Consider the following 21,822-nt stretch of genomic DNA (forward strand, 5'->3'; position numbering starts at 1 on the left):
GCCCCTCCCCTACTCTTTGAGCCTCCGCGCGTGTTCCTGGAGTGACCGTACGCCCACGTCGCCCCTGACGATGTGCTGGATGCCCTGAACCGCCGCGGCGAGCCCCTGCACCGTCGTGACGCAGGCGATGCCGCGCAGCACCGCGGCGGTGCGGATCTCGTACCCGTCGAGCCGCGGGCCGGACTGGCCCGGGCTGCCGAACGGCGTGTTGACGATGAGATCCACCTCGCCGTCGTGGATCCGCCGCACGATCGTCGGCTCACCGTCAGGACCGGTCCCGTCGCTCTGCTTGCGCACGATCTTGGCACGTACGCCGTTACGGCGCAGCACCTCTGCCGTACCCTCCGTGGCCAGGATCTCGAAACCGAGATCGGCGAGCGCCTTCACGGGGAAGATGACGGCCCGTTTGTCCTTGTTCGCCACGGAGACGAAGGCTCGCCCCTTGGTCGGCAGCGGACCGTAGGCCGCCGCCTGCGACTTGGCGAAGGCCGTGCCGAAGAACTCGTCGATGCCCATCACCTCGCCGGTGGAGCGCATCTCCGGGCCCAGCACCGTGTCCACGCCGCGGAAGCGGTTGAACGGCAGCACCGCCTCCTTGACCGCGATGGGCGCGTCGAGGGGCAGCGTGCCGCCGTCGCCGGTGGCGGGCAGCATGCCCTCCGCCCGGAGTTCCGCGATCGTCGCCCCCAGCATGACCCGCGCCGCGGCCTTCGCCAGCGGCACGGCCGTGGCCTTGGACACGAACGGCACCGTACGGCTGGCCCGCGGGTTGGCCTCCAGGACGTAGAGGACCCCGGCGGCCATGGCGTACTGCACGTTGAGCAGCCCGCGGACGCCGACGCCCCTGGCGATGGCCTCCGTCGCGGCGCGGATCCGCTTGATGTCGAAGCCGCCCAGTGTGATCGGCGGCAGGGCGCACGCCGAGTCGCCGGAGTGGATCCCGGCCTCCTCGATGTGCTCCATGACGCCGCCCAGGTAGAGCTCCTCGCCGTCGAACAGGGCGTCCACGTCGATCTCGATGGCGTCGTCGAGGAACCTGTCGATGAGCACCGGGTGGTCGGTCGACGCCTTGGACATGTAGGTCCGCAGGGTGTCGTCGTCGTAGACGATCGCCATGCCCGCCCCGCCCAGGACGTACGACGGCCGGACGAGCACGGGGTAGCCGATCTCCGCCGCGACGGCCTGAGCCTCGGCCACGGTCCGCGCGGTGCCGAACTTGGGCGCGGGCAGCCCGGCCTCGGCCAGGACCTGCCCGAACGCGCCGCGCTCCTCCGCCAGGTGGATGGACTCCGGCGAGGTGCCGACCACCGGCACCCCCGCGTCCTTCAACGCCTGGGCGAGGCCCAGCGGGGTCTGCCCGCCGAGCTGGACGATGACGCCGACGACCGGCCCCGTCTCCTGCTCCGCGTGCACGACCTCCAGCACGTCCTCCAGCGTGAGCGGCTCGAAGTAGAGCCGGTCGGAGGTGTCGTAGTCGGTCGAGACGGTCTCGGGGTTGCAGTTGACCATGACGGTCTCGTAGCCGGCCCTGGCCAGCTCGAACGAGGCGTGGACGCAGGCGTAGTCGAACTCGATGCCCTGCCCGATCCGGTTGGGCCCGCTGCCGAGGATGATGACCTTGGGCCGGTCGCCGTACGGGACCTCGGTCTCCTCGTCGTAGGTCGAGTAGAGGTAGGGCGTGCGCGCCGCGAACTCGGCGGCGCAGGTGTCCACCGTGTTGTACACGGGCCTGAGGCCGAGCGCGTGCCGCGAGGCGCGGACGGCGCCCTCCTCGGCGCCGAGGATCTCGGCGATCTGCGCGTCGCTGAAACCGTGCCGCTTGGCCGTGGCGAGGCTCTCCCCGTCGAGGCCGTCGATCGAGCGCGCCACCTCGTCGATCGCGTAGAGCTGGTCGACGAACCAGGGGTCGATCCTGGTCGCCTCGAAGAGCTGCTCGGGACTCGCCCCGGCACGGATGGCCTGCTGCATCGTGCGCAGCCGCCCGTCATGCGGTGTACGGCAGGCGCTCAGCAGCTCGGACAGATCGCCCGGCTCCCCCGCCCAGGTGAAGGACGATTCCTTCTTCTCCATCGACCTCAGGGCCTTCTGGAGCGCCTCGGGGAACGACCGGCCGATGGCCATGACCTCTCCGACGGACTTCATGTGCGTCGTCAGGGTCTGGTCGGCCCCCGCGAACTTCTCGAAGGCGAACCGCGGCACCTTGACGACGATGTAGTCCAGGGAGGGCTCGAACGACGCCGGCGTCTCCTTGGTGATGTCGTTGGGGACCTCGTCGAGGGTGTAGCCGATGGCCAGCTTGGCCGCGATCTTGGCGATCGGGAAGCCCGTGGCCTTCGAGGCGAGGGCCGACGACCGGGACACCCGCGGGTTCATCTCGATGACGATCATGCGCCCGGTGTCCGGGTCGACCGCGAACTGGATGTTGCAGCCGCCGGTGTCCACGCCGACCTCGCGGATGACCGCGATCGCGACGTCGCGCATGTTCTGGTACTCACGGTCGGTGAGCGTCAGCGCGGGGGCCACGGTCACACTGTCGCCCGTGTGGACGCCCATCGGGTCGATGTTCTCGATCGAGCACACGATCACGACGTTGTCGTTGCGATCGCGCATGACCTCGAGTTCGTACTCCTTCCAGCCGAGGATGGACTCCTCGAGGAGCACCTCGGTGGTCGGGGACGCGTCGAGCCCGGCGCCCGCGATGCGGCGCAGGTCGGACTCGTCGTGGGCGAATCCCGAGCCGACCCCGCCCATGGTGAAGGAGGGCCGCACGACGACCGGGTAGCCCAGCTCCTCCGCGCCGCGCAGGCACTCGTCCATGGTGTGGCAGACGACGCTGCGGGCGGACTCGGCGTTCAGGCGCTGCTCGGCCGCGACCTTGGCGACGATCTCCTTGAACCGCTCGCGGTTCTCCCCCGCCTGGATGGCGTCGAAGTTGGCGCCGATCAGCTCGACGCCGTACTTCTCGAGCACGCCCGCCTCGTGCAGCGCGACCGCCGTGTTCAGGGCGGTCTGGCCGCCCAGCGTCGGCAGCAGCGCGTCGGGCCGCTCCTTGGCGATGATCTTCTCGACGATGTCCGGAGTGATCGGCTCGACGTAGGTGGCGTCGGCGAACTCGGGGTCCGTCATGATCGTGGCCGGGTTGCTGTTGACCAGGATCACGCGGAAGCCCTCGGCCCGCAGGACGCGGCACGCCTGGGTGCCGGAGTAGTCGAACTCGCACGCCTGCCCGATGACGATCGGCCCGGAGCCGATCACCATGATCGACCTGATGTCCGTGCGCTTAGGCACCCTGGGCTCCCATCTCATCCGCTGTGTTCCCGGTCGCGCCCGATCGCTCGCTCGCAGGATCGAGGACCCCCTGAGCGCCGCTCGCTCGCTCCCTCCTGCGCTCCATCAGCTCGCAGAACTCGTCGAACAGATACGCCGCGTCATGCGGGCCCGCCGCGGCCTCGGGGTGGTACTGGACGCTGAACGCCGGCCGGTCGAGCAGCCGCAGCCCCTCGACGCACTCGTCGTTGAGGTTGACGTGGCTCACCTCGGCCCTGCCGTACGGCGTGGCGAAGGGCCCGTCAAGCGGCGCCCGGACGGCGAAGCCGTGGTTGTGCGCGGAGATCTCCACCTTGCCGGTGCGTCGGTCCTGCACCGGCTGGTTCACTCCCCGATGGCCGTAGCGCAGCTTGTAGGTGCCGAGGTCGAGCGCGCGGCCGAGGATCTGGTTGCCGAAGCAGATGCCGAAGAACGGCACCCCCTCGCCCAGCACGCCGCGCAGCGCCTCGACGGCGTAGTCCGCCGTCGCGGGGTCGCCGGGCCCGTTGGAGAAGAAGACCCCGTCGGGCTCGAGGGCGAGGATGTCGGCCGCCGTCGCGCTCGCGGGCAGCACGTGCACCTCACAACCACGCTCGGCCATCCGCTGCGGCGTCATCGCCTTGATGCCGAGGTCGACCGCGGCCACCTTGAAGCGGCGGGTCCCCCGCGCCTCGACGACGTACGGCTCGGCGGTGCTGACCTCCTTCGCCAGGTCGGCCCCTTCCATGCCCGGCGAGAGCCGTACGCGCTCGACCAGTTCGGCGACCGGTGCGAGGGACGGCCCGGAGAAGACGCCCGCGCGCATGGCTCCGCGCTCGCGCAGGTGGCGGGTGAGGGCACGGGTGCCCCGCATGGCGATGCCGACGACGCCCTGGTCGCGCAGGTAGTCGTCGAGCGTCCGGGTGGACCGCCAGTTCGACGGGATCCTGGACGGCTCGCGCACGACGTACCCGGCCACCCAGACCTTCCCGGACTCGGGGTCGTCCTCGTTCACGCCGGTGTTGCCGATGTGGGGTGCCGTCATGGCGACGATCTGCCGGTGGTACGACGGGTCGGTCAGGGTCTCCTGGTAGCCGGTCATGCCGGTGTTGAAGACCATCTCCCCGAACGTCTCCCCCACGGCTCCGTAGGGCGTTCCGGCGAAGACGCGCCCGTCCTCGAGCACGAGCAGGGCGGTCATACGAGCTTCCCTTCGAGAACGGTAGGACGGCCGCGCAGGAACGTGGCCACGACCCGGCCCGGCAGCGTCATGCCCTCATACGGCGTGTTGCGGCTGCGGGAGGCCATCGCGGACGGGTCGACGAGGGCCCGCGGCGAGGGGTCGTAGAGGGTGATGTTGGCGGGGGCCCCGACCTCGATCGGGTGGCCGTGACCGGCCAGACGGCCGATTCGCGCCGGACGCGCCGACATGCGGTCGGCGACGCCCGCCCAGTCGAGCAGGCCGGTCTCGACCATGGCCTCCTGGACGACCGACAGAGCGGTCTCGAGGCCGATCATCCCCATGGCGGCCACGCTCCACTCGGTCTCCTTGTCCTCGACCGGGTGCGGGGCGTGGTCGGTGGCGACGCAGTCGATCGTGCCGTCGGCCAGCGCCTCGCGCAGCGCCCGCACGTCCTCCTCCGTCCGCAGCGGCGGGTTCACCTTGTAGATCGGGTTGTACGGCCCGACCGGCGAGGACTCCGCGCGGGAGTCGGTGAGCAGGAGGTGGTGCGGGGTGACCTCGGCGGTGACGTCCCAGCCCTTCGACTTTGCCCAGCGGATGATCTCCACGGACCCGGAGGTCGAGACGTGGCACACGTGCAGCCGGGAGCCGACGTGGGCGGCCAGGAGGCAGTCGCGCGCGATGATCGCCTCCTCGGCGACCGCCGGCCAGCCGCTCAGGCCGAGCCTGCCGGAGACCTCGCCCTCGTTGAGCTGGGCGCCCTCCGTCAGCCGGGGCTCCTGGGCGTGCTGGGCCACGACCCCGTCGAACGCCTTGACGTATTCGAGCGCGCGGCGCATCAGCACGGCGTCGGAGACGCACTTGCCGTCGTCGGAGAAGACGCGGACGCGGGCGGCCGAGTCGGCCATCGCCCCCAGCTCGGCGAGCTGCCTGCCCTCCAGGCCAGAGGTCACCGCGCCGACCGGCTGGACGTCGCAGTGCCCGTGTTCCTGGCCGAGCCGCCACACCTGCTCGACCACGCCGGCCGTGTCGGCGACCGGCGAGGTGTTGGCCATGGCGTGGACGGCGGTGTAGCCGCCCCTGGCCGCGGCCTGGGTGCCGGTCTCCACGGTCTCGGCGTCCTCCCGGCCCGGCTCGCGCAGGTGGGTGTGCAGGTCGACCAGTCCCGGCAGCGCGATCAGGCCGGCGGCGTCGACGGTCAGTGTCGCGGCCGCTCCGGCGAGGTCGCCGATCTCCGCGATCACGCCGTCCTTCATGAGGATGTCTGCGGGGCCGCCGCCGAGGATCGCGGCGCCCTTGATGAGGATGGTGTTCACAGGTCTCCCTCGATGTCGCCCGGCGTGTTCATGGTGCTCACGCGGTGCCCCCGATCGCGGGCTCCGAGCCGCCCAGCAGCAGGTAGAGAACGGCCATGCGGACGGTCACGCCGTTGCCGACCTGTTCCACGATGGTCGACCGCGGAGAATCGGCGACCTCGGCCGAGATCTCCATGCCCCGGTTCATCGGACCGGGGTGCATGACGATGGCCTCGTCGTGCAACCGCGCGAACCGGTCGCGGTCGAGGCCGTAACGGCGGCTGTACTCCCTCGCGGAGGGGAAGTAGGAGGCGTTCATCCGCTCCAGCTGGACGCGCAGCATCATGACGACGTCCGACTTCGGCAGCACGGCGTCGAGGTCGTAGGACACCTGGCAGGGCCAGGTCTCGACCGACACCGGCAGCAGCGTGGGCGGCGCGACGAGGGTCACCTCGGCGCCGAGCGTGTGCAGGAGCAGCACGTTGGATCGGGCCACCCTGCTGTGCAGGACGTCGCCCACCACGGCGACCTTGAGCCCTTCCAGCCGGCCCAGCCTCCGCCGCATGCTGTACGCGTCGAGGAGCGCCTGGGTCGGGTGCTCGTGGGTGCCGTCGCCGGCGTTGACCACGCTGCCGTGGACCCACGTCGCGAGCCTGTGCGGCGCGCCGGAGGCGCCGTGCCTGATGACTACGGCGTCGGCGCCCATGGCCTCCAGGGTGAGCGCGGTGTCCTTGAGCGACTCGCCCTTGGACACGCTCGACCCCTTGGCCGAGAAGTTGATCACATCGGCCGACAGGCGCTTGGCCGCCGCCTCGAACGAGATCCGGGTGCGGGTGGAGTCCTCGTAGAAGAGGTTGACCACCGTGCGGCCGCGCAGCGTGGGCAGCTTCTTGATCGACCGGTCGGAGACCCTCGCCAGCTCCTCTGCGGTGTCGAGGATGACAAGCGCGTCGTCGCGGGAGAGTTCGCCCGCCGAGATCAGGTGCCTCATCGGGCCTCCTCCTTGATGAGCAGGACGGCATCGCGGCCGTCGGTCTCCTCCAGGTAGACCTTGACCTTCTCCGCCTTGGAGGTCGGCAGGTTCTTGCCCACGTAGTCGGCGCGGATGGGCAGTTCGCGGTGGCCCCGGTCGACGAGCGTCGCGAGCTGGACGGCCCGGGGGCGGCCCACGTCGTTGAGCGCGTCGAGCGCGGCGCGGACCGTCCGGCCGGAGAACAGGACGTCGTCGACGAGCACGACGGTCCTGCCGTCGACCCCGTCCGGCGGCAGTTCGGTACGGCCCAGCGGGCGGGCGGGCCGCAGGCGCAGGTCGTCGCGATACATCGTGATGTCGATGGAACCGACAGGGACCTTGAGGCCTTCGAACTGGGCGATCCGCTCGGCGAGCCGCCGCGCCAGCGTGGCCCCGCGGGTGGGGATGCCCAGGAGGACGACGCTTTCCGCGCCCTTGGTGCGCTCGAGGATCTCGTGTGCGATGCGGGTGAGAGCCCGATGGATGTCGGGGCCCTCCAGCACGGCGTGCGCCTGGTTCTGGACGTCGGACATCGAAAAGTCACCACCTTTCCCGCCTCACAGGACGGGTCTTAAAAGGGTGTTTGGCGGGTTCAGGCTACCAGGGCGGCTTCAGACCCCCTCTCGCCAGGGACGATGTACGGAACGCCTGGCTCGGTCGCCTACGGTGGAGTGGTCCGAAACTCCCAGGCTGCGGCACGTGTCGGGGATTTCGGCCAGAGCACTGTTTGGCGCTCTTTTTTCCAATCAGCTTGACCTTTGACAGTGACGGCTTTACCGTCACTGTCCGTAACCACAACTCGCGACCTTCCTGGGTAAAACCCGACGCAATGGTCACCGATGGTGCCTGACTCAGTGCAACCCCGGTGTTCGGAACGCTCGGGCCGAGGAAGCAGAATCAAGTGAGAACAGACATAGAAAGCCGGGGGCCATCCAATGCCGTCTGACTACGCCAAGTCCCTGGGCGCACGACTCCGCGCCATCCGCACCCAACAGGGCCTGTCCCTGCACGGGGTCGAGGAGAAGTCGCGCGGCCGGTGGAAGGCCGTCGTCGTGGGTTCCTACGAGCGTGGCGACCGTGCGGTGACGGTGCAGAAGCTTGCCGAGCTTGCCGACTTCTACGGGGTCCCGGTTTCCGAGTTGCTCCCCGGAGGGGCCGCGCCCAGCCCGCTCGCGCCCGCGCCGAAGCTTGTCATCGACCTGGAGCGGCTCTCGCAGCTGCCCAAGGAGAAGGCCGGGCCGCTGGCCCGATACGCCGCGACCATCCAGAGCCAGCGTGGTGACTACAACGGCAAGGTGCTGTCGATCCGCCAGGAGGACCTGCGCTCGCTCGCCGTCATCTACGACAAGTCGCCGGTCGAGCTGACCGAGGAGTTCATCAGCTGGGGTGTGCTCGACGCGGAGGCCCGGCGCGCTGTCGAGTCCTTCTGACCCGGCCACGTCGCCCCCCGTCCGGGGAGGCGGCCCGTCCGGGTTCGTCACGCGAGGTCGATCGTCCGGGCCGTCTCGGTCCCGGACGCGACGGGCTCTCCTGCGCTTGGCGTAGTCGCGGGTGACACCGTCCGTCACACAGGATCACCCCTGCACCTCCTGTTGCGGAGACTCTCCTGGTGGACGAGGATGTGAAGGGATATGACCTTTCATGTCGGCTCGGAGGTCGGGAAACTCCGCCAGGTCCTGGTGCACATCCCCGAGCTCGCGCTGAAGCGGCTCACCCCCTCCAACAAGGACGATCTGCTCTTCGACGACGTGCTCTGGGTCCAGCGCGCGCTGGAGGAGCACCACGAGTGGCGTGAGGCCCTCGCGGCCCGCGGCGTCCGGGTCCATCTGCTCGGCGACCTCATCGAGGAGACCGTCGCCGTTCCCGAGGCCAGGAAGCACGTCCTCGACGGCACCGTCGACGAGCGCTGGTTCGGCCCCCTCGCCGCCGACGCGATCAGGAACACCCTCGACGGCCTCGACGCGGCCACGCTCGCGCCGTTCCTGACCGGCGGGATCACCAAGCGCGAGATCATGGAGCTCGGCTGCGCCCCGAAGTCGATCGCGTTCCACACTCTGAAGGCCGACGACTTCGTCCTGCCTCCGCTGCCCAACCACATGTTCACCCGCGACACCTCGTGCTGGGTGTACGACGGGGTGTCCATCAACGCCATGCGGAAGAAGGCACGCAGGCGGGAGACGGTGAACTACGAGGCCGTCTACCGGTGGCATCCGGCGTTCGCCGCCGGCTACGACCGGCCGGAGGAGGGCGGCTTCCATGTCTGGTACCACGGCACCCGGGCCGCCCCCGCGACCATCGAGGGCGGCGACGTCCTGGTGCTCGGGAGCGGCGTCGTGCTGGTCGGGATGAGCGAGCGCACGCAGCCTCAGGCGGTCGAGATGCTGGCCACGAACCTGTTCGCCGCCGGCTCCGCGACGAGGATCGTGGCGCTGGACATGCCGAAGGCCAGGGCCTTCATGCATCTCGACACGGTGATGACCAACGTGGACGTGGGCGTGTTCACCAAGTACGCCGGACTCGGCATGCTCCCGTCGTACACGATCGAGCCGGGCGACAACGAGAAGGAGCTCAAGGTCACCGATCATGCTCCTGCGGAGATGCACCAGGCCATCGCGCGGGCGCTGGACCTGGACGATATCAAGATCCTCACCCCGTCGCAGGATGTGCGCTCCGCCGAGCGGGAGCAGTGGGACGACGGCTGCAACGTGCTGGCGCTGGAGCCCGGCGTCGTCATGGCCTACGAGCGCAACACCACGACCAACAACTACCTGCGCAGGCACGGGATCGAGGTCATCACGATCCGGGGCAGCGAACTCGGCCGCGGACGGGGCGGCCCGCGCTGCATGAGCTGCCCGCTGGAACGCGACGCCGTCTGAGCGGCCGCGCCCCAGCCTCGGCCCTGCCGCGTTTGAGCGGCCGCGCCTGAGCCCCGGGTCCTGCCACGACTCCGTGTGAGCGGCCGCGCCTCGGGCCTGCCGCGACTCCTAGCCGGCCATCGGCAGGGCCGACTGGCCGGGGACCCCCAGGATCGCCTCGACCTCGCCGACGAATCTGTCGGCCTCGGCGATGAGCTCCTCCGCATCCCTGGGCGTCACGACCCGGACCAAGCCGGCCTCGGCCGCCGCCCGCTTGGTGGCGCTGACCGCGAAGAACGCGGCCCAGTCCGCGAGCTTGGGCTCCGCCTCCGGCAGCAGTTCCCAGGCGCTGCGCAGCCGCCGCTTGCGCCCGTCCATCGGCCGGGGCCGTGCCGCGAGGATGGCCGCGGCTGCCCGCAGTGCCGCGAGGTGAGCCGAGACGTACCTGTCGGCGGGCGTGCGCCCCATGGTGGCGTCCGCCAGGCACGTCCTGGCGTCACCGAGGTGCGCCAGGACGGTCTGCGAGACCCTGGGCCCGCTCCGCTCTTCGATCTGTCCAGTCATGCCCGCCTCCTCGAGTCGTGGCAGCCGGCGGTGATCGCCGGTGAGATCACAGTTACAGGTCCCACCGACAATTCCGCCGAGGTCAGCAATCTCCGACGACGACATGGAATTCCCGAACACCGCCGGCACTCCCGAGGCCGGCCGGACGAGGAGCTTCCCCTCTCCCCGTCCGGCCCACGCCGCGGGCCGTGCCGCGTTCGTCTCCGCCGACGACGAAGGCACGGGTCCAACGGGGTGGGCGCGAGCCGCGAGTCTCACGCCCACTACATCGAACATAGATTCGACACCAGCGCGTGTCAAGGATGAGAGCGAACACGTATTCGATTCCCGCCCGCCGGGCGCCCCACCTCCGGCCACCTCTCCGGCAACGGCGAAGGCCCCGCGCGAGATGTTCGCGCGAGGCCTCGAGCCTGCCGTGCCGTACTCCCGGCGTGGGGCCGGGACCCTCTCAGCGGACGAACTTGCCGCGGACGTGGACGGGCACGCCCGTGCCGAGCAGACCGGGCAGGATCTGCGCGACCGGCATGGGGAGCCGGACGCAACCGTGGGACGCGGGGTACAGCGGAACCGACGTCGCGCCATGCAGCGCGATGCCGCCGTTGAAGAAGATCGGGTTGTACAGCGATCCCAGATAGGACGTGTGCCAGCCCTTCACGCGCCACGTCGTCTTGTAGTTGCCCGTAGGCGTCCTGGCGTTCCCGGAGAACTTCTGCCGCTTGCCGTTCCACACCACCCACTCGGTGTACGGGATCCCACTGCCGGATGAGATGTGCGAGATCAGCTTCCGCTTGCCCCCGCGGTACAACACCATGATCTGCTTGGTGAGGTTGATCTCGACCCTGGTCGGCTTGCCCTTGGGGACCAGGACCGTGGGCGCCTTCGGCTTCTCCAGCGCGTTCCACGTCTTCGACGCCACCGTGCTGGTCGGCTTGATGCCCTGGACCTTCTGGAAGGCCCAGACGGCGGCCCTCGTGCCCGAGCCGTAGACGCCGTCGACCTTCCCCGGCACGTAACCGAGCTGCTTGAGCCTCGTCTGCAGCGTCTTGACCGCGGCGCCCTTCGCACCGTACTTGAGCGTCTTCGACGGCGCCGTGAAGGCCGCCGCCGACGTGACCATGCTCTCCTGGAGAGCCGTTCCCAGCTGCGAGGCGGTCGTCGCCCCCACGGTCGCCACCTGTACGGCGGTGATCCGCGTCGTGCCCGTCCGCGCCTGTGCGGCCTCGGACAGACCACTCGCCATCAGCGTCACGGCCCCCACCGTGACCAGCGCGGCGGCGGCCAACTTCCGTCGTCCCCCCATCGCGTCCAACCTCTCGTTTAGGCCAAATTGGATCAAGGGATCCTGTGGGTATGGTGGGCCCGTCCCATCGAGGGATCAAGTGGCGATAACGGATCGCTCATGCCCACTCACCGTGTTTAGAGTGTCCGCGTGCCAGAAAAGTTGCATCCCAACGCCGTCCGGGTGGCCGAAGCCCTCCGCTCACACGGCATCGAGAGCGAAATCGTGGTCCTCACGGACAGCGCGCCGACGGCCGCGACGGCCGCGGCCCAACTCGGCTGCGAGATCGGGGCGATCGCGAACAGCCTGATCTTCAACGCGGACGACGCCCCCCTGCTCGTGCTCACCAGCGGGGCCCACCGCGTGAACACCGACCTGGTCGCCGGCCTCGTGGGGGCGCGGAAGGTGCGGCGGGCCACCCCGGAGTTCGTCCGGGAGCACACCGGCCAGCCGATCGGCGGCGTCGCCCCCGTCGGGCACCCGGCGCAGGTCCGCACCCTGGTCGACACCTGGCTCGACGAGCACGAGACCGTCTGGGCCGCGGCGGGTCACCCGCACACGGTCTTCGCCACGACGTACGGCGAGCTCCTGAAGATCACCGGAGGCACGGCCGCAGAGGTCGGATGAGGCCCTGGTGGATGGCGTGGACGGTCCGTGAGGCCCGGGAAAGATCCGCCGGCGGCTTCTCATCGGCGGGCGGGGCACGCGGTCTTTGCTAGGGTCCGGAAAGTGATCCAACTGCGACGCGTCGGGCCCGACCGGTTCATCGCGGCACTCGACACGGTGCTGACGATCTACGCCGCGGCCATGCGCCCGCCGCCGGATCAGCTCCCCGGCCGCCTCGCCATCATGCGCAACCACGCGACCTATCCCGACTTCGTGTGCATGCTCGCGGAGGCTCCGGAGATCGTCGCCTTCGCCTACGGCTTTCACGGCACTCCCGGGCAGTGGTGGCACGACGTGGTCCGCCGCGCCCTGCGGGACCGGGCGGGCGCCCCGATCGCGGAGAACTGGTTCGGGGACGCCCTGGAGATCGCGGAGGTCCACGTCCACCCCGACCACCAGGGCAAGGGCATCGGCCGCCGGATGATCCACGGGCTCTGTGAGGGCCGGCGCGAGCGCACGGCCGTACTGTCCACCCACGACGCGCCGACGGCCGCCCGCCACCTCTACCGTGACATCGGCTTCGTCGACCTCATGACGGAGTTCGTCTTCCCCGGCGGCTACGAGGACTACGCCATCGCCGGCACGAGCCTGCCTCTGTCTCCGCTGGCGGGGTGAACCCGCAGGTCAGCGGCGTACGGTCGCGGTGGCGGGGGCCAGCGCCTCGAACACCTCGCGGGTGGCGCTCGACCGGTTGAAGGTGATGAAGTGGATGCCGGGCGCGCCCTCGTCGAGGAGGGTCCGGCACAGCTCGGCGGCATGCTCGATGCCCAGCCGGCGCACCGCCGCGGGATCGTCGGCGACCGCCTCGAACCGCGCGGCCACCTCCGGCGGGAACGGGGCGCCCGACAACTGCTCCGAGCGCGCGATGGTGCTCATCTGGGTGACGGGCATGATGCCCGGGATGATCGGGGTGTCGCAGCCCCTGGCCGCGACCCGGTCGCGCAGGCGCAGGTAGTCGTCGGCCTTGAAGAACATCTGCGTGATCGCGTAGTCCGCTCCGGCGCGGCACTTCTGGACGAAGAACTCGGTGTCGGACTCGATCGTCGCCGACCGCGGATGCTTGTAGGGGAAGGCCGCGACCCCGACGCAGAACTCGCCCGCCTGACGGATCAGCCGGACCAGGTCCTCGGCGTACAGCACGCCCTCCGGATGCTTGACCCACTCGCTCAGGGGGTCGGCCCCGCGCGGGTCCCCCCGCACGGCGAGGATGTTGCGGACGCCGGCGTCGGCGAACCTGCCGATCAGGTGCCGCAGCTCGCGGATCGAGTGATCGACCGCAGTGAAGTGGGCGACCGGTGTGAGCGTCGTCTCGTGCGCCAGGCGTTCGACGATGTCCACCGTGCGATCACGGGTGGAACCCCCGGCGCCGTAGGTCACCGAGACGAACGTGGGACGCAACGCCTCCAGCTCACGGATCGCCCGCCACAGCTGGCGCTCACCCTCATCGGTCTTCGGCGGGAAGAACTCGAACGAGAACGATCGCTCACCCGCGGCCAGCAGCTCGCGGACCGTCGGAACTCGTTCAGGAAGCCGTGACGGAAGACCGAGAGCCATGGCCCCAACGTTACATGTCGCGTCAACCGGGCCAGAGCCTCTCACCCCGCCCGGCGGGCACAGACGGTGCGAGACTAATCACAAAACAGTAGCAACAGGGGTATCTCCAGATAGGACGTTCGATCAACCGCGGTTACCCTCAAAGCATGACCGCTTCCGCCGCTCCGTTCGACCTCATTCGCCCGGAGGTGGACCGATCTCTGCGCATGTTCGTCGACCGGCAGCGTCCTCTGTTCACCGACCCTCAGCTGGCCGTCCTGCTGAGCACGGCGGAGGACTTCCTCGCGGGCGGGAAGCGGTTGCGGCCGGCCTTCTGCTACTGGGGCTGGCGTGCCGCGGGAGGCGGGGACGACCCCGCGCTCCACGCCGCCGCCGCCTCGCTCGAACTCCTGCAGGCGAGCGCGCTCATCCACGACGACGTGATGGACTCCAGCGACGTCCGCCGCGGCATGCCGGCCGTTCACCGCAAGTTCGAGCAGATGCACAGGCAGGCCGGCTGGCACGGGTCCGCGAAGCAGTTCGGGGAGGGCGCCGCCGTCCTGCTCGGCAACCTGCTCCTCATCTGGGCCGGCGAGATGTGGCGCAACAGCGGTCTGGGGCCGGAGGCGCTCGCCGCGGCGCAGCCGGTCCATGAGCACATGCTGACCGAGCTCATGTCGGGGCAGTACCTCGACCTGCTGGAGCAGGCCCAGGGAGAGAGCACCCTCGACGGGGCGCTCCGCGTCGCCCTCTACAAGAGCGGCAAATACTCCGTCGAGCAGCCGCTCCGGCTGGGCCTCGTGCTCGCGGCCCGGGCCCAGCACCCGTGGATCGACAAACTCTGCGTCCAGTACGGCCAGCAGGTCGGCATCGCGTTCCAGCTCCGCGACGACATCCTCGGCGTCTTCGGCGATCCCGCGGAGACCGGGAAGCCGGCGGGAGACGACCTGCGCGAGGGCAAGCGGACCATCCTCATCGCGCGGACCCTCTCGGTGGCGTCGCCCGCCCAGGCGGAGGTCGTGCGCACCCTGCTCGGGGATCCCCTGCTCGACGCGGACGGGGTCGAGCGGCTCCGCTCCGTGATCCTGGACACCGGCGCGCTGTCGGCGTGCGAGGAGATGATCAAACGGTTCCTCGACGACGCCCTGCACGCTCTGGAGCATGCCCCCATCGACGAGAGCGCACGTACGGCCCTCGCCGCGCTCGCCGTGGCGGCCACGTCCCGGCGGACCTGAGCACGGCCGAAGCGGGTCTTACGGAGGTCCGCGTGGTCAGAGCGGAACCGAGGCGAGCCGCGCCCGCAGCCCGGCCGCGGCCTCCCGGGGGTCGTCGGCCTCGGTGATCGCCCTCACGACGACGGCACGGCGCACGCCGTACGACATGACCTCGTCGAGCGTGTCAAGCCCGATCCCCCCGATGCCGAACCACGGCCGGCCGGCACCGAGATCGGCGGCATGCTTGAGCAGGGCGGGGCCGGGCGCGTGGCGGCCAGGCTTGGTCGGGGTCGGCCAGATGGGGCCGCAGCAGAAGTAGTCGACGCCGGGCTGCACCGCCGCGGCCGAGGCCTCGTCCGCCGAGTGCGTGGACCGGCCGATCAGGATGCCGGGGCCGAGGATCTCCCGCGCGAGCGCGACGGGCAGGTCGTCCTGGCCCAGGTGAAGGATGTCCGGGCGGGCCGCGTGGGCGATGTCCGCCCGGTCGTTCACCGCCAGGAGCGCCCCATGCCTGTCGCAGGCAGCACGGAAGACCTCGAGCAGTTCGAGCTCTTCACGCGCCTCCAGGCCCTTGTCCCGCAACTGGACGATGTCCACTCCGCCCGCCAGGGCCGCGTCGAGGAAGTCCTCGAGATCGCCGCGGTCCCTCCTGGCGTCGGTGCAGAGATAGAGCCTGGCATGCGCGAGTCGCTCGCGCCGGGTGTCGGTCACCCGACCACAATGCCACGGGCCGCCGGGATCAGAATCCCAGTGCCTGAGCCCTCCGCTTGACCTCGGTGTGCCGTCCCGCGAGGACCGCGTCGATCGGCGAACCGGGAAGCGAGGGGTCCGGTGTGAACAGCCACCGGATCGCCTCGACATCGCCGTAGCCCGCGTCGGACAGCACGGTCAGCGTGCCGGGAAGCCCCTTGAGGACATCCCCGTCCGCGATGAACACGGCCGGGATGTGCGGCTCACCGCCGCCCCTGCGGGCGCCGACGAGCTTCTTGTCCTTCAGCAGCTGCTTGGCTCGTCCGATGGACAGCCTCAGCCTCTCCGCGACCTCGGAAAGGGGGAGCCACTCCCCCACCAGCCGGTCGGTCTCCACGTCGATCTGCGCAACAGTAAGCGTCACGAAACCACCATTACCACAGCCGACCTTCCAGGAAACACCTCGATTACGCCATAATACAGTCGCGGAGAGTCACTGCCGGATTGATCAACCGGGTGACGTCGAGCCGCTGGCCACCCTCGACGACGCGGCGCCCCTGCACGAGGTCCCGCGGCCGGTCGACGGTGAGGATGGCCGCCAGCCGATCATCGGCGGCGAGCCAGCATACCGCCCACTTCTCGTCCACGAGGGGATCCCCCCGCAGCAGCAGGCGCTCCGCCGTCCCCCGGTGCCCGGCGAACTGCACCATGTGGCCGAACTGCTCCGACCAGAAATACGGAACGGGGTCGTAGACCGCGACCTCGCCGAGCAGCGTCGCCGCCGCGGTGTCGGGGGCGCCGAGAGCCGTGTCCCAGTGCTCGACCCGCATCCGGCGTCCGAACCTGCGCGACCACCAGTTGGCGCAGTCGCCGACGGCGACCACGTTGGCGAGCGAGGTCCGCAGGTGCTCGTCGACGACCACGCCGTCCTCGACGGCCACGGCGGAGCCCTTCAGCCAGTCGACGGCGGGGCGCACGCCGACACAGGTGAGGATGACGTCCGCCTCGATCCTGGCGCCCGACATCAGGGTCACCCCGTCCGGGTCCACGCTGCCGACCATCGCACCCAGCCGCAACTCGACGCCCGCCTTGCCGTACCAGGGGATCGTGTGGCCGCCGGCGGCGACGCCCAGCGCGGCGGACAGCGGCGCCTCACCCGCCTCGATCACGGTGACCGCGCAGCCGGCCTTGGCGGCGGCGGTCGCGACCTCGGCGCCGATCCAGCCCGCGCCGATCACCACGATCCTGGCGCCGGGGACGAGCTGTGCCCGCAGGGCCAGTGCGTCGTCGATGGTGCGCAGGACGTGCTGACGGCCCTCGCCCCGCAGCCGTACGGGCGAGGCGCCTGTGGCGATGACGAGGCCGTCGTAGTCGAGCTCGCCCTCCGTGGTCTCCACCACGCCGTCGCGCAGGCCCTTCGCGGCGATGCCCAGGCACAGCCGGACGTCGAGGGCCTCGAGGTCGGAGTCGACGACCGTGGAGTCGGCCTGGCCGAGCAGCACCGCCTTGGACAGCGGCGGCCTGTCGTAGGGGCGATGCGGTTCCTCGCCGACCAGCGTGATCCGCCCAGCGAACCCGTGGGCACGCAGCGCCTCGACACTTCGCACGCCGGCGAGACCGGCTCCCACAACCACGACGTGATCCACGACCTGACCATAGATTGCCGACACGGCCACCCGCCAATGGAGAGTGGATAACGAATTGACTAAGTACTGCGCACAATGCGTAATGACCGCCTTGTGCGTATCCCTCCCGATCAGGGCTAGGCTAGGGGCGTAAGACGCGCGGGAGCCCGGCAGGCCGGGCTGAGAGGAGAGCGTGAGGCTCTCGACCGCAATCGACCTGATCCGGGTAATGCCGGCGAAGGGAGCGCAGTGCCTGATCTGCGACGAACCGCCGCCGAGCCCGGTTCCTCCGCCGTCCCGGACGGCTCTCCTGACGCTTCCCCGCTTTACGACGTCGCCGTCGTCGGCGCCGGCGTGGCGGGCCTGTCCGTCGCCTGGCGTACGGCGCGGCGGGGGTTGTCCGTCGTCGTCGTCGACCCGAGCCCGGGGAGCGGCGCCACCCACGCCTCCGCCGGGATGCTCGCGCCCGTCAGCGAGGTGACCTACACCGAGCAGCCGCTGCTGCGCCTGGGCCTGGCGTCCCTGGCCATGTGGCCGGCGTTCCGCGCCGACCTCGAAGGCGAGAGCGGCGAGGACCTCGACTACCGGACCGACGGCACCCTCGACGTGGCCTACGGCACCGACGACATGGCCTACCTGGACGACCTCGCGTCGTTCGAGGAGTCCCTCGGCCTCCGGGTCGAGCGCCTGACCGGGCGGGGTTGCCGCGCCCTGGAGCCGATGCTCTCGCCCTCGGTCCGAGGCGGCCTGCTCGCCCGGGACGACGCCTGGGTCAACCCGCGCCGCGTGGTCTCCGCGCTGCTGGCGGCGCTGGCCAAGGCCGGGGGCACGGTCATCACGGAGCGGGCCGGCGGTCTCGCCTTCGACGGCGACCGCGTCGTCGGCGTACGGCTGGCATCCGGCCAGGTCATCGGGGCCACGAGCGTCGTCGTCGCGGCCGGCCCGTGGTCGCCCTCTCTCGTGCCCGGCCTGCCGATCCGGCCGATCAAGGGCCAGATCCTGCGGCTGCGCGGCCCCGAGGGGTTCCTCACGCGCTGCGTGCGAGGGCTGGTCCACGGCGCTCCGGCCTACCTCGTCCCCCGGGGCGACGGGGAGATCACTCTCGGCGCGACGATGGAGGAGATGGGGTTCGACGGGAGGGTCACCGCGGGCGGGGTCTACGAACTGCTCCGCGACGCCCGCGAACTGGTGCCCGGCGTCACGGAGCTGGAGCTGTCCGAGACGACCGTCGGCTTCCGCCCGGGAACCCCCGACAACCTGCCGCTCATCGGCCCGCTGCGGGGGACGGGACCACGCGGGCCGGCCGAGCCCGCCGCACCGCGGCCGCCCCGGCCGCCGGACCTGCTGGCCGCGACCGGGCACCATCGGGCGGGCGTCCTGCTCGCCCCGATCACCGCCGACGCCATCGCGGCGTTCCTCACCGGGGAGCCGGTCCCGCAGGTGGTGGAGTCGTGCGATCCAGGGAGATTCAGCCGATGAAGATAACGATCAATGGGGGCGCCGTCGAACTGCCGGGCGGGGCGACGGTGGGCAAGGCCGTACGGACCCTGACGCCGATGACGTCCGGCGTCGCGGTCGCGGTGAACGGCGAGGTCGTGAGCAGGAGCGCGTGGGAGTCGACGCGACTGTCGGAGAGCGACCTGGTCGAGGTGCTCACGGCGGTGCAGGGAGGATGAGCGTGGACGGCGTGGAAGTGGAAGCGGGCATGGACGACGTGCTGACCCTGGGCGGGGAGAAGTTCACGTCCCGGCTGATCATGGGGACCGGCGGCGCCCCCTCGCTCGACGTCCTCGAGGAGGCGCTGGAGGAGTCAGGCACCGAGATCACCACGGTGGCGATGCGCCGGCTCGACCCGGCGGCGCGGGGGTCGGTGCTCGACGTGCTGCGCAGGAAGGGCATCAAGGTGCTGCCCAACACGGCGGGATGCTTCACCGCCGGGGAGGCCGTCCTCACCGCGCGCCTGGCCAGGGAGGCCCTGGAGACGAACTGGGTCAAGCTCGAGGTCATCGCCGACGAGCGGACCCTGCTGCCCGACCCCATCGAGACCTTCGACGCGGCCGAACGACTGGTCGCCGACGGGTTCGTCGTGCTCCCCTACATCGGCGACGACCCGGCGCTGGCCCGGCGGCTGGAGCAGGCCGGGTGCGCCGCGGTGATGCCGCTCGGCGCCCCGATCGGCTCGGGGCTCGGCATCCGCAACCCGCACAACATCGAGCTGATCGTGGAGTCCGCCGGAGTCCCGGTGATCCTCGACGCGGGCATCGGCACGGCGAGCGACGCCGCGCTGGCGATGGAACTGGGCTGCGACGCCGTGCTTCTCGCGAGCGCCGTGACCAGGGCGCAACGGCCCGGCCTGATGGCCGCCGCCATGCGTCACGCCGTCACGGCCGGGCGGGCGGCCCGGATCGCGGGACGCATCCCCATGCGGCGGTACGCGGAGGCGTCGTCGCCCTCTCGGACGGCCTGAACCCGGCCGGGGCGCCTCCGGCCCTCACCAGGGGTCAAGGCCGCCGTAAATGACGGTTATCGCAGCAAGTGACCTTTCCGTTGGCGTCGAATTGACGCCGGAAAAGGTCTCAGTTTGGGATTCCCGAGCCCGGCGAGTGGCAAATCACCCTTAAACTCGGGCGCGTGGACACGACGCTAACCGACCCGATCGTTGGGCATGTGCTCGACGGGCGCTACCGCGTCGAGTCCCGGATCGCCCGGGGCGGAATGGCCTCCGTCTATCTGGCTCTGGACGTCCGGCTCGATCGTACGGTCGCCGTCAAGGTGATGCACCACACGCTTGCCGAGGACCCCCAGTTCGTGCGGCGGTTCATCGGCGAGGCCAGGTCCGTGGCCAGCCTCAGCCACCCCAACGTCGTGCAGGTCTTCGACCAGGGCACCGACGGCAAGCACGTCTATCTCTCGATGGAGTACGTGCCCGGCCGGACGCTGCGCGACGTCCTGCGCAAGCGAGGCCGCCTGCCCGCGCGCGAGGCGCTGGAGATCGTCATCCCGGTGCTGGCCGCGCTCGGCGCCGCCCACCAGGCCGGCCTCGTCCACCGGGACGTCAAGCCGGAGAACGTCCTGCTCACCGACGACGGCCGCGTGAAGGTCGTCGACTTCGGCCTCGCTCGCGCCGTCGAGGCGACGAACCAGACCAAGACCGGCATCATGATCGGCACGATCGGCTACATGTCGCCCGAGCAGGTCACGGCCGGCGTGGCGGACTCCCGCAGCGACGTCTACGCCGTCGGCATCATGTTGTTCGAGTTGCTGACCGGGCGGCAGCCGTACGAGGGCGACACACCCATGTCGGTCGCCTACCGGCACGTCCACGACAGCGTCCCCGTCCCGTCCGCGGTCGTCGGCGACATCGCGCCGCAACTCGACGCCCTGGTCGCGGCGGCCACCGATCGCGACCCCGCCAGGCGCCCCTCCGACGCCACGGCGATGCTGGTCGCCGCCGTCGAGGTGCACCGCGTTCTGCCCAAGACGCCCAAGGCGGGTCAGCACGCCGCCCCCGTGCCCGTCTCCGGGGCGACCATGCCGGCCCAGCCGTACAGCACGGGGCAGTACCTCGCCCCCGGGCACCACACGCCGGCACCGGCCAACCACACGATGATCCAGCCGCGGACCGATCTGCTGACCGCGCCGCCGGACGGTCCCCGCCGCGGCGTGCTGAAGAGGCGGTCGACCTGGTTCATCGCCGGCCTCGCCCTGCTGATGGTCGCCGGCGTGGCGCTCACCGGCTGGTGGTTCTCGCAGGGGCGCTACACGAAGGTGCCCGACCTGCTCAACCAGAACATCACGGTCGCCAAGCATGCGGCCGAGCAGCAGGGTTTCATCGTCACGGTCGGGAAGGCGCGCTTCGACGACCGCGTGGAAAAGGACATGGTGCTCGAGTCCGACCCCGTGGCCGGGACCGAGGTGGACAAGGGCGCACGGATCACGCTCATCCCGTCGGCCGGCCCGGAGACCGTGCCGGTGCCGAAGGTCCAGGGTCTCAGCGAGGCGGACGCCCGCGAGGCGATCGGGAAGGCGGGCCTGAACGTCGGGCGCGTGAGCAAGACCGCGAGCGACACCGTGGCCCGCGGCCTCATCGTCAAGACGAGCCCCGACGTGGGCAAGCGCGTCAGGAAGAACTCGACCGTCAACCTCGTGGTCAGCGCGGGCCTGCTCATGCCGGACGTCACGCAGATGTTGCGCGACCAGGCCGAGCAGTTCCTCCGTGAGAAGGGCTTCAACGTCCAGATCGACGAGACGGCGGACGACACCCCGCCGGGGACGGTCATCGCCCAGGATCCGGCGGGCGGCTCGGAGACCGTGGCCGGAGCGAACGTCCGCCTGACGGTCTCCCGAGGCCCCGATCAGGGCTTCCACTGGCCGTGGGAGAACAACGGCGACCAGCAGGCCAACCTGATCGACGTGCCTGATGTGCGGTTCAAGGCCGTGCAGGACGCCCAGAACGAGCTGAAGGCGGCGGGCTTCAAGGTCAAGACCCGCAACCTCGTCGGCACCCAGCGGGTGGTGGGCGAGCAACCGCTCGGCCAGCAACCGGCGGGCAGCACGATCATGATCTGGCACTGACACCCCTGTCCCGCGGTCCTGCCCGGCCTCTCTGAGGCGCCGGGAC

Annotated in this window: 20 protein-coding genes and 1 riboswitch; of the genes, 9 read left to right on the forward strand and 11 right to left on the reverse strand. The window is 70.5% G+C overall.

Annotated features, from left to right (window positions below):
- Positions 1-9 precede the first annotated feature (9 nt).
- From carB to pyrR, 5 genes are all read right to left on the reverse strand, one after another.
- Positions 10-3,288, reverse strand: coding sequence for a carbamoyl-phosphate synthase large subunit (gene carB, locus Psi02_RS01275; protein WP_203970865.1), 3,279 nt, complete (start codon positions 3,286-3,288; stop codon positions 10-12).
- Positions 3,281-4,486 carry a glutamine-hydrolyzing carbamoyl-phosphate synthase small subunit gene (carA, locus tag Psi02_RS01280; protein ID WP_203970873.1) on the reverse strand — a complete coding sequence of 402 codons (1,206 nt, stop codon included), beginning with the start codon at positions 4,484-4,486 and terminating at the stop codon, positions 3,281-3,283. The genes carB and carA overlap by 8 nt, the downstream gene beginning before the upstream one ends.
- Positions 4,483-5,724, reverse strand: coding sequence for a dihydroorotase (locus Psi02_RS01285; protein ID WP_373317590.1), 1,242 nt, complete (start codon positions 5,722-5,724; stop codon positions 4,483-4,485). The genes carA and Psi02_RS01285 overlap by 4 nt, the downstream gene beginning before the upstream one ends.
- 97 nt (positions 5,725-5,821) lie before the next feature.
- Positions 5,822-6,754 (reverse strand): aspartate carbamoyltransferase catalytic subunit, encoded by a 933-nt coding sequence (locus tag Psi02_RS01290; protein ID WP_203970877.1) that lies wholly within the window; start codon positions 6,752-6,754, stop codon positions 5,822-5,824.
- Positions 6,751-7,308, reverse strand: a complete 558-nt coding sequence (gene pyrR / locus Psi02_RS01295) for a bifunctional pyr operon transcriptional regulator/uracil phosphoribosyltransferase PyrR (RefSeq protein ID WP_203950871.1) — start codon at positions 7,306-7,308, stop codon at positions 6,751-6,753. The genes Psi02_RS01290 and pyrR overlap by 4 nt, the downstream gene beginning before the upstream one ends.
- Before the next feature lie 402 nt (positions 7,309-7,710).
- On the opposite strand from pyrR, the gene bldD reads away from it, so the two are divergent.
- Positions 7,711-8,205 (forward strand): transcriptional regulator BldD, encoded by a 495-nt coding sequence (gene bldD / locus Psi02_RS01300; RefSeq protein WP_203880615.1) that lies wholly within the window; start codon positions 7,711-7,713, stop codon positions 8,203-8,205.
- A 201-nt stretch (positions 8,206-8,406) separates the two neighbouring features.
- Positions 8,407-9,651 (forward strand): arginine deiminase, encoded by a 1,245-nt coding sequence (locus tag Psi02_RS01305; protein ID WP_203970879.1) that lies wholly within the window; start codon positions 8,407-8,409, stop codon positions 9,649-9,651.
- A 108-nt stretch (positions 9,652-9,759) separates the two neighbouring features.
- Here the strand turns inward: Psi02_RS01305 and Psi02_RS01310 are convergent, their stop codons facing one another.
- Positions 9,760-10,194 carry an SAV_6107 family HEPN domain-containing protein gene (locus Psi02_RS01310; protein ID WP_203950873.1) on the reverse strand — a complete coding sequence of 145 codons (435 nt, stop codon included), beginning with the start codon at positions 10,192-10,194 and terminating at the stop codon, positions 9,760-9,762.
- A gap of 448 nt (positions 10,195-10,642) precedes the next feature.
- Positions 10,643-11,494, reverse strand: a complete 852-nt coding sequence (locus Psi02_RS01315; RefSeq protein ID WP_203970887.1) for a peptidoglycan-binding protein — start codon at positions 11,492-11,494, stop codon at positions 10,643-10,645.
- 129 nt (positions 11,495-11,623) lie between these two features.
- Between Psi02_RS01315 and Psi02_RS01320 the strand changes: the two genes are divergently transcribed.
- Positions 11,624-12,100, forward strand: coding sequence for a YbaK/EbsC family protein (locus Psi02_RS01320; RefSeq protein WP_239094501.1), 477 nt, complete (start codon positions 11,624-11,626; stop codon positions 12,098-12,100).
- Positions 12,101-12,202: 102 nt separating this feature from the next.
- Positions 12,203-12,754, forward strand: coding sequence for a GNAT family N-acetyltransferase (locus Psi02_RS01325; RefSeq protein ID WP_239094502.1), 552 nt, complete (start codon positions 12,203-12,205; stop codon positions 12,752-12,754).
- Between the two features lie 9 nt (positions 12,755-12,763).
- Here the strand turns inward: Psi02_RS01325 and metF are convergent, their stop codons facing one another.
- The gene (gene metF / locus Psi02_RS01330; RefSeq protein WP_203970889.1) at positions 12,764-13,693 is read right to left on the reverse strand and encodes a methylenetetrahydrofolate reductase [NAD(P)H]; all 930 of its coding nucleotides are present in this window, start codon (positions 13,691-13,693) and stop codon (positions 12,764-12,766) included.
- 146 nt (positions 13,694-13,839) lie between these two features.
- Here metF and Psi02_RS01335 point away from each other — a divergent pair, with 146 nt between their 5' ends.
- A complete protein-coding gene (locus Psi02_RS01335) occupies positions 13,840-14,907 on the forward strand; it encodes a polyprenyl synthetase family protein (protein ID WP_203970891.1) in 1,068 nt (355 codons plus the stop codon).
- 36 nt (positions 14,908-14,943) lie between these two features.
- On the opposite strand, the gene thiE is transcribed toward Psi02_RS01335, so the two are convergent.
- The 3 genes from thiE to Psi02_RS01350 are packed head-to-tail and all read right to left on the reverse strand — an operon-like array spanning position 14,944 to position 17,222.
- Positions 14,944-15,597 carry a thiamine phosphate synthase gene (gene thiE / locus Psi02_RS01340; RefSeq protein WP_203971637.1) on the reverse strand — a complete coding sequence of 218 codons (654 nt, stop codon included), beginning with the start codon at positions 15,595-15,597 and terminating at the stop codon, positions 14,944-14,946.
- A 28-nt stretch (positions 15,598-15,625) separates the two neighbouring features.
- On the reverse strand, positions 15,626-16,000 hold the full coding sequence (locus Psi02_RS01345) for an Rv2175c family DNA-binding protein (protein WP_203950878.1): 375 nt from the start codon (positions 15,998-16,000) through the stop codon (positions 15,626-15,628).
- Between the two features lie 43 nt (positions 16,001-16,043).
- Complete coding sequence (locus tag Psi02_RS01350; RefSeq protein ID WP_203970893.1) at positions 16,044-17,222, reverse strand: NAD(P)/FAD-dependent oxidoreductase; 1,179 nt, start codon at positions 17,220-17,222, stop codon at positions 16,044-16,046.
- 128 nt (positions 17,223-17,350) lie between these two features.
- Positions 17,351-17,462, forward strand: a riboswitch (TPP riboswitch).
- Between Psi02_RS01350 and thiO the strand changes: the two genes are divergently transcribed.
- The 4 genes from thiO (at position 17,451) to pknB (ending at position 21,776) form a co-directional block, all read left to right on the forward strand.
- Positions 17,451-18,680 (forward strand): glycine oxidase ThiO, encoded by a 1,230-nt coding sequence (thiO, locus tag Psi02_RS01355; RefSeq protein WP_239094503.1) that lies wholly within the window; start codon positions 17,451-17,453, stop codon positions 18,678-18,680. It overlaps the preceding riboswitch by 12 nt.
- The gene (gene thiS, locus Psi02_RS01360) at positions 18,677-18,877 is read left to right on the forward strand and encodes a sulfur carrier protein ThiS (RefSeq protein ID WP_203970895.1); all 201 of its coding nucleotides are present in this window, start codon (positions 18,677-18,679) and stop codon (positions 18,875-18,877) included. The genes thiO and thiS overlap by 4 nt, the downstream gene beginning before the upstream one ends.
- The gene (locus Psi02_RS01365) at positions 18,874-19,668 is read left to right on the forward strand and encodes a thiazole synthase (RefSeq protein WP_373317581.1); all 795 of its coding nucleotides are present in this window, start codon (positions 18,874-18,876) and stop codon (positions 19,666-19,668) included. The genes thiS and Psi02_RS01365 overlap by 4 nt, the downstream gene beginning before the upstream one ends.
- A 164-nt stretch (positions 19,669-19,832) precedes the next feature.
- Positions 19,833-21,776 (forward strand): Stk1 family PASTA domain-containing Ser/Thr kinase, encoded by a 1,944-nt coding sequence (pknB, locus tag Psi02_RS01370; RefSeq protein WP_203970897.1) that lies wholly within the window; start codon positions 19,833-19,835, stop codon positions 21,774-21,776.
- Positions 21,777-21,822 lie beyond the last annotated feature (46 nt).

It is taken from the genome of Planotetraspora silvatica (assembly GCF_016863315.1).
GTDB lineage: Bacteria > Actinomycetota > Actinomycetes > Streptosporangiales > Streptosporangiaceae > Planotetraspora > Planotetraspora silvatica.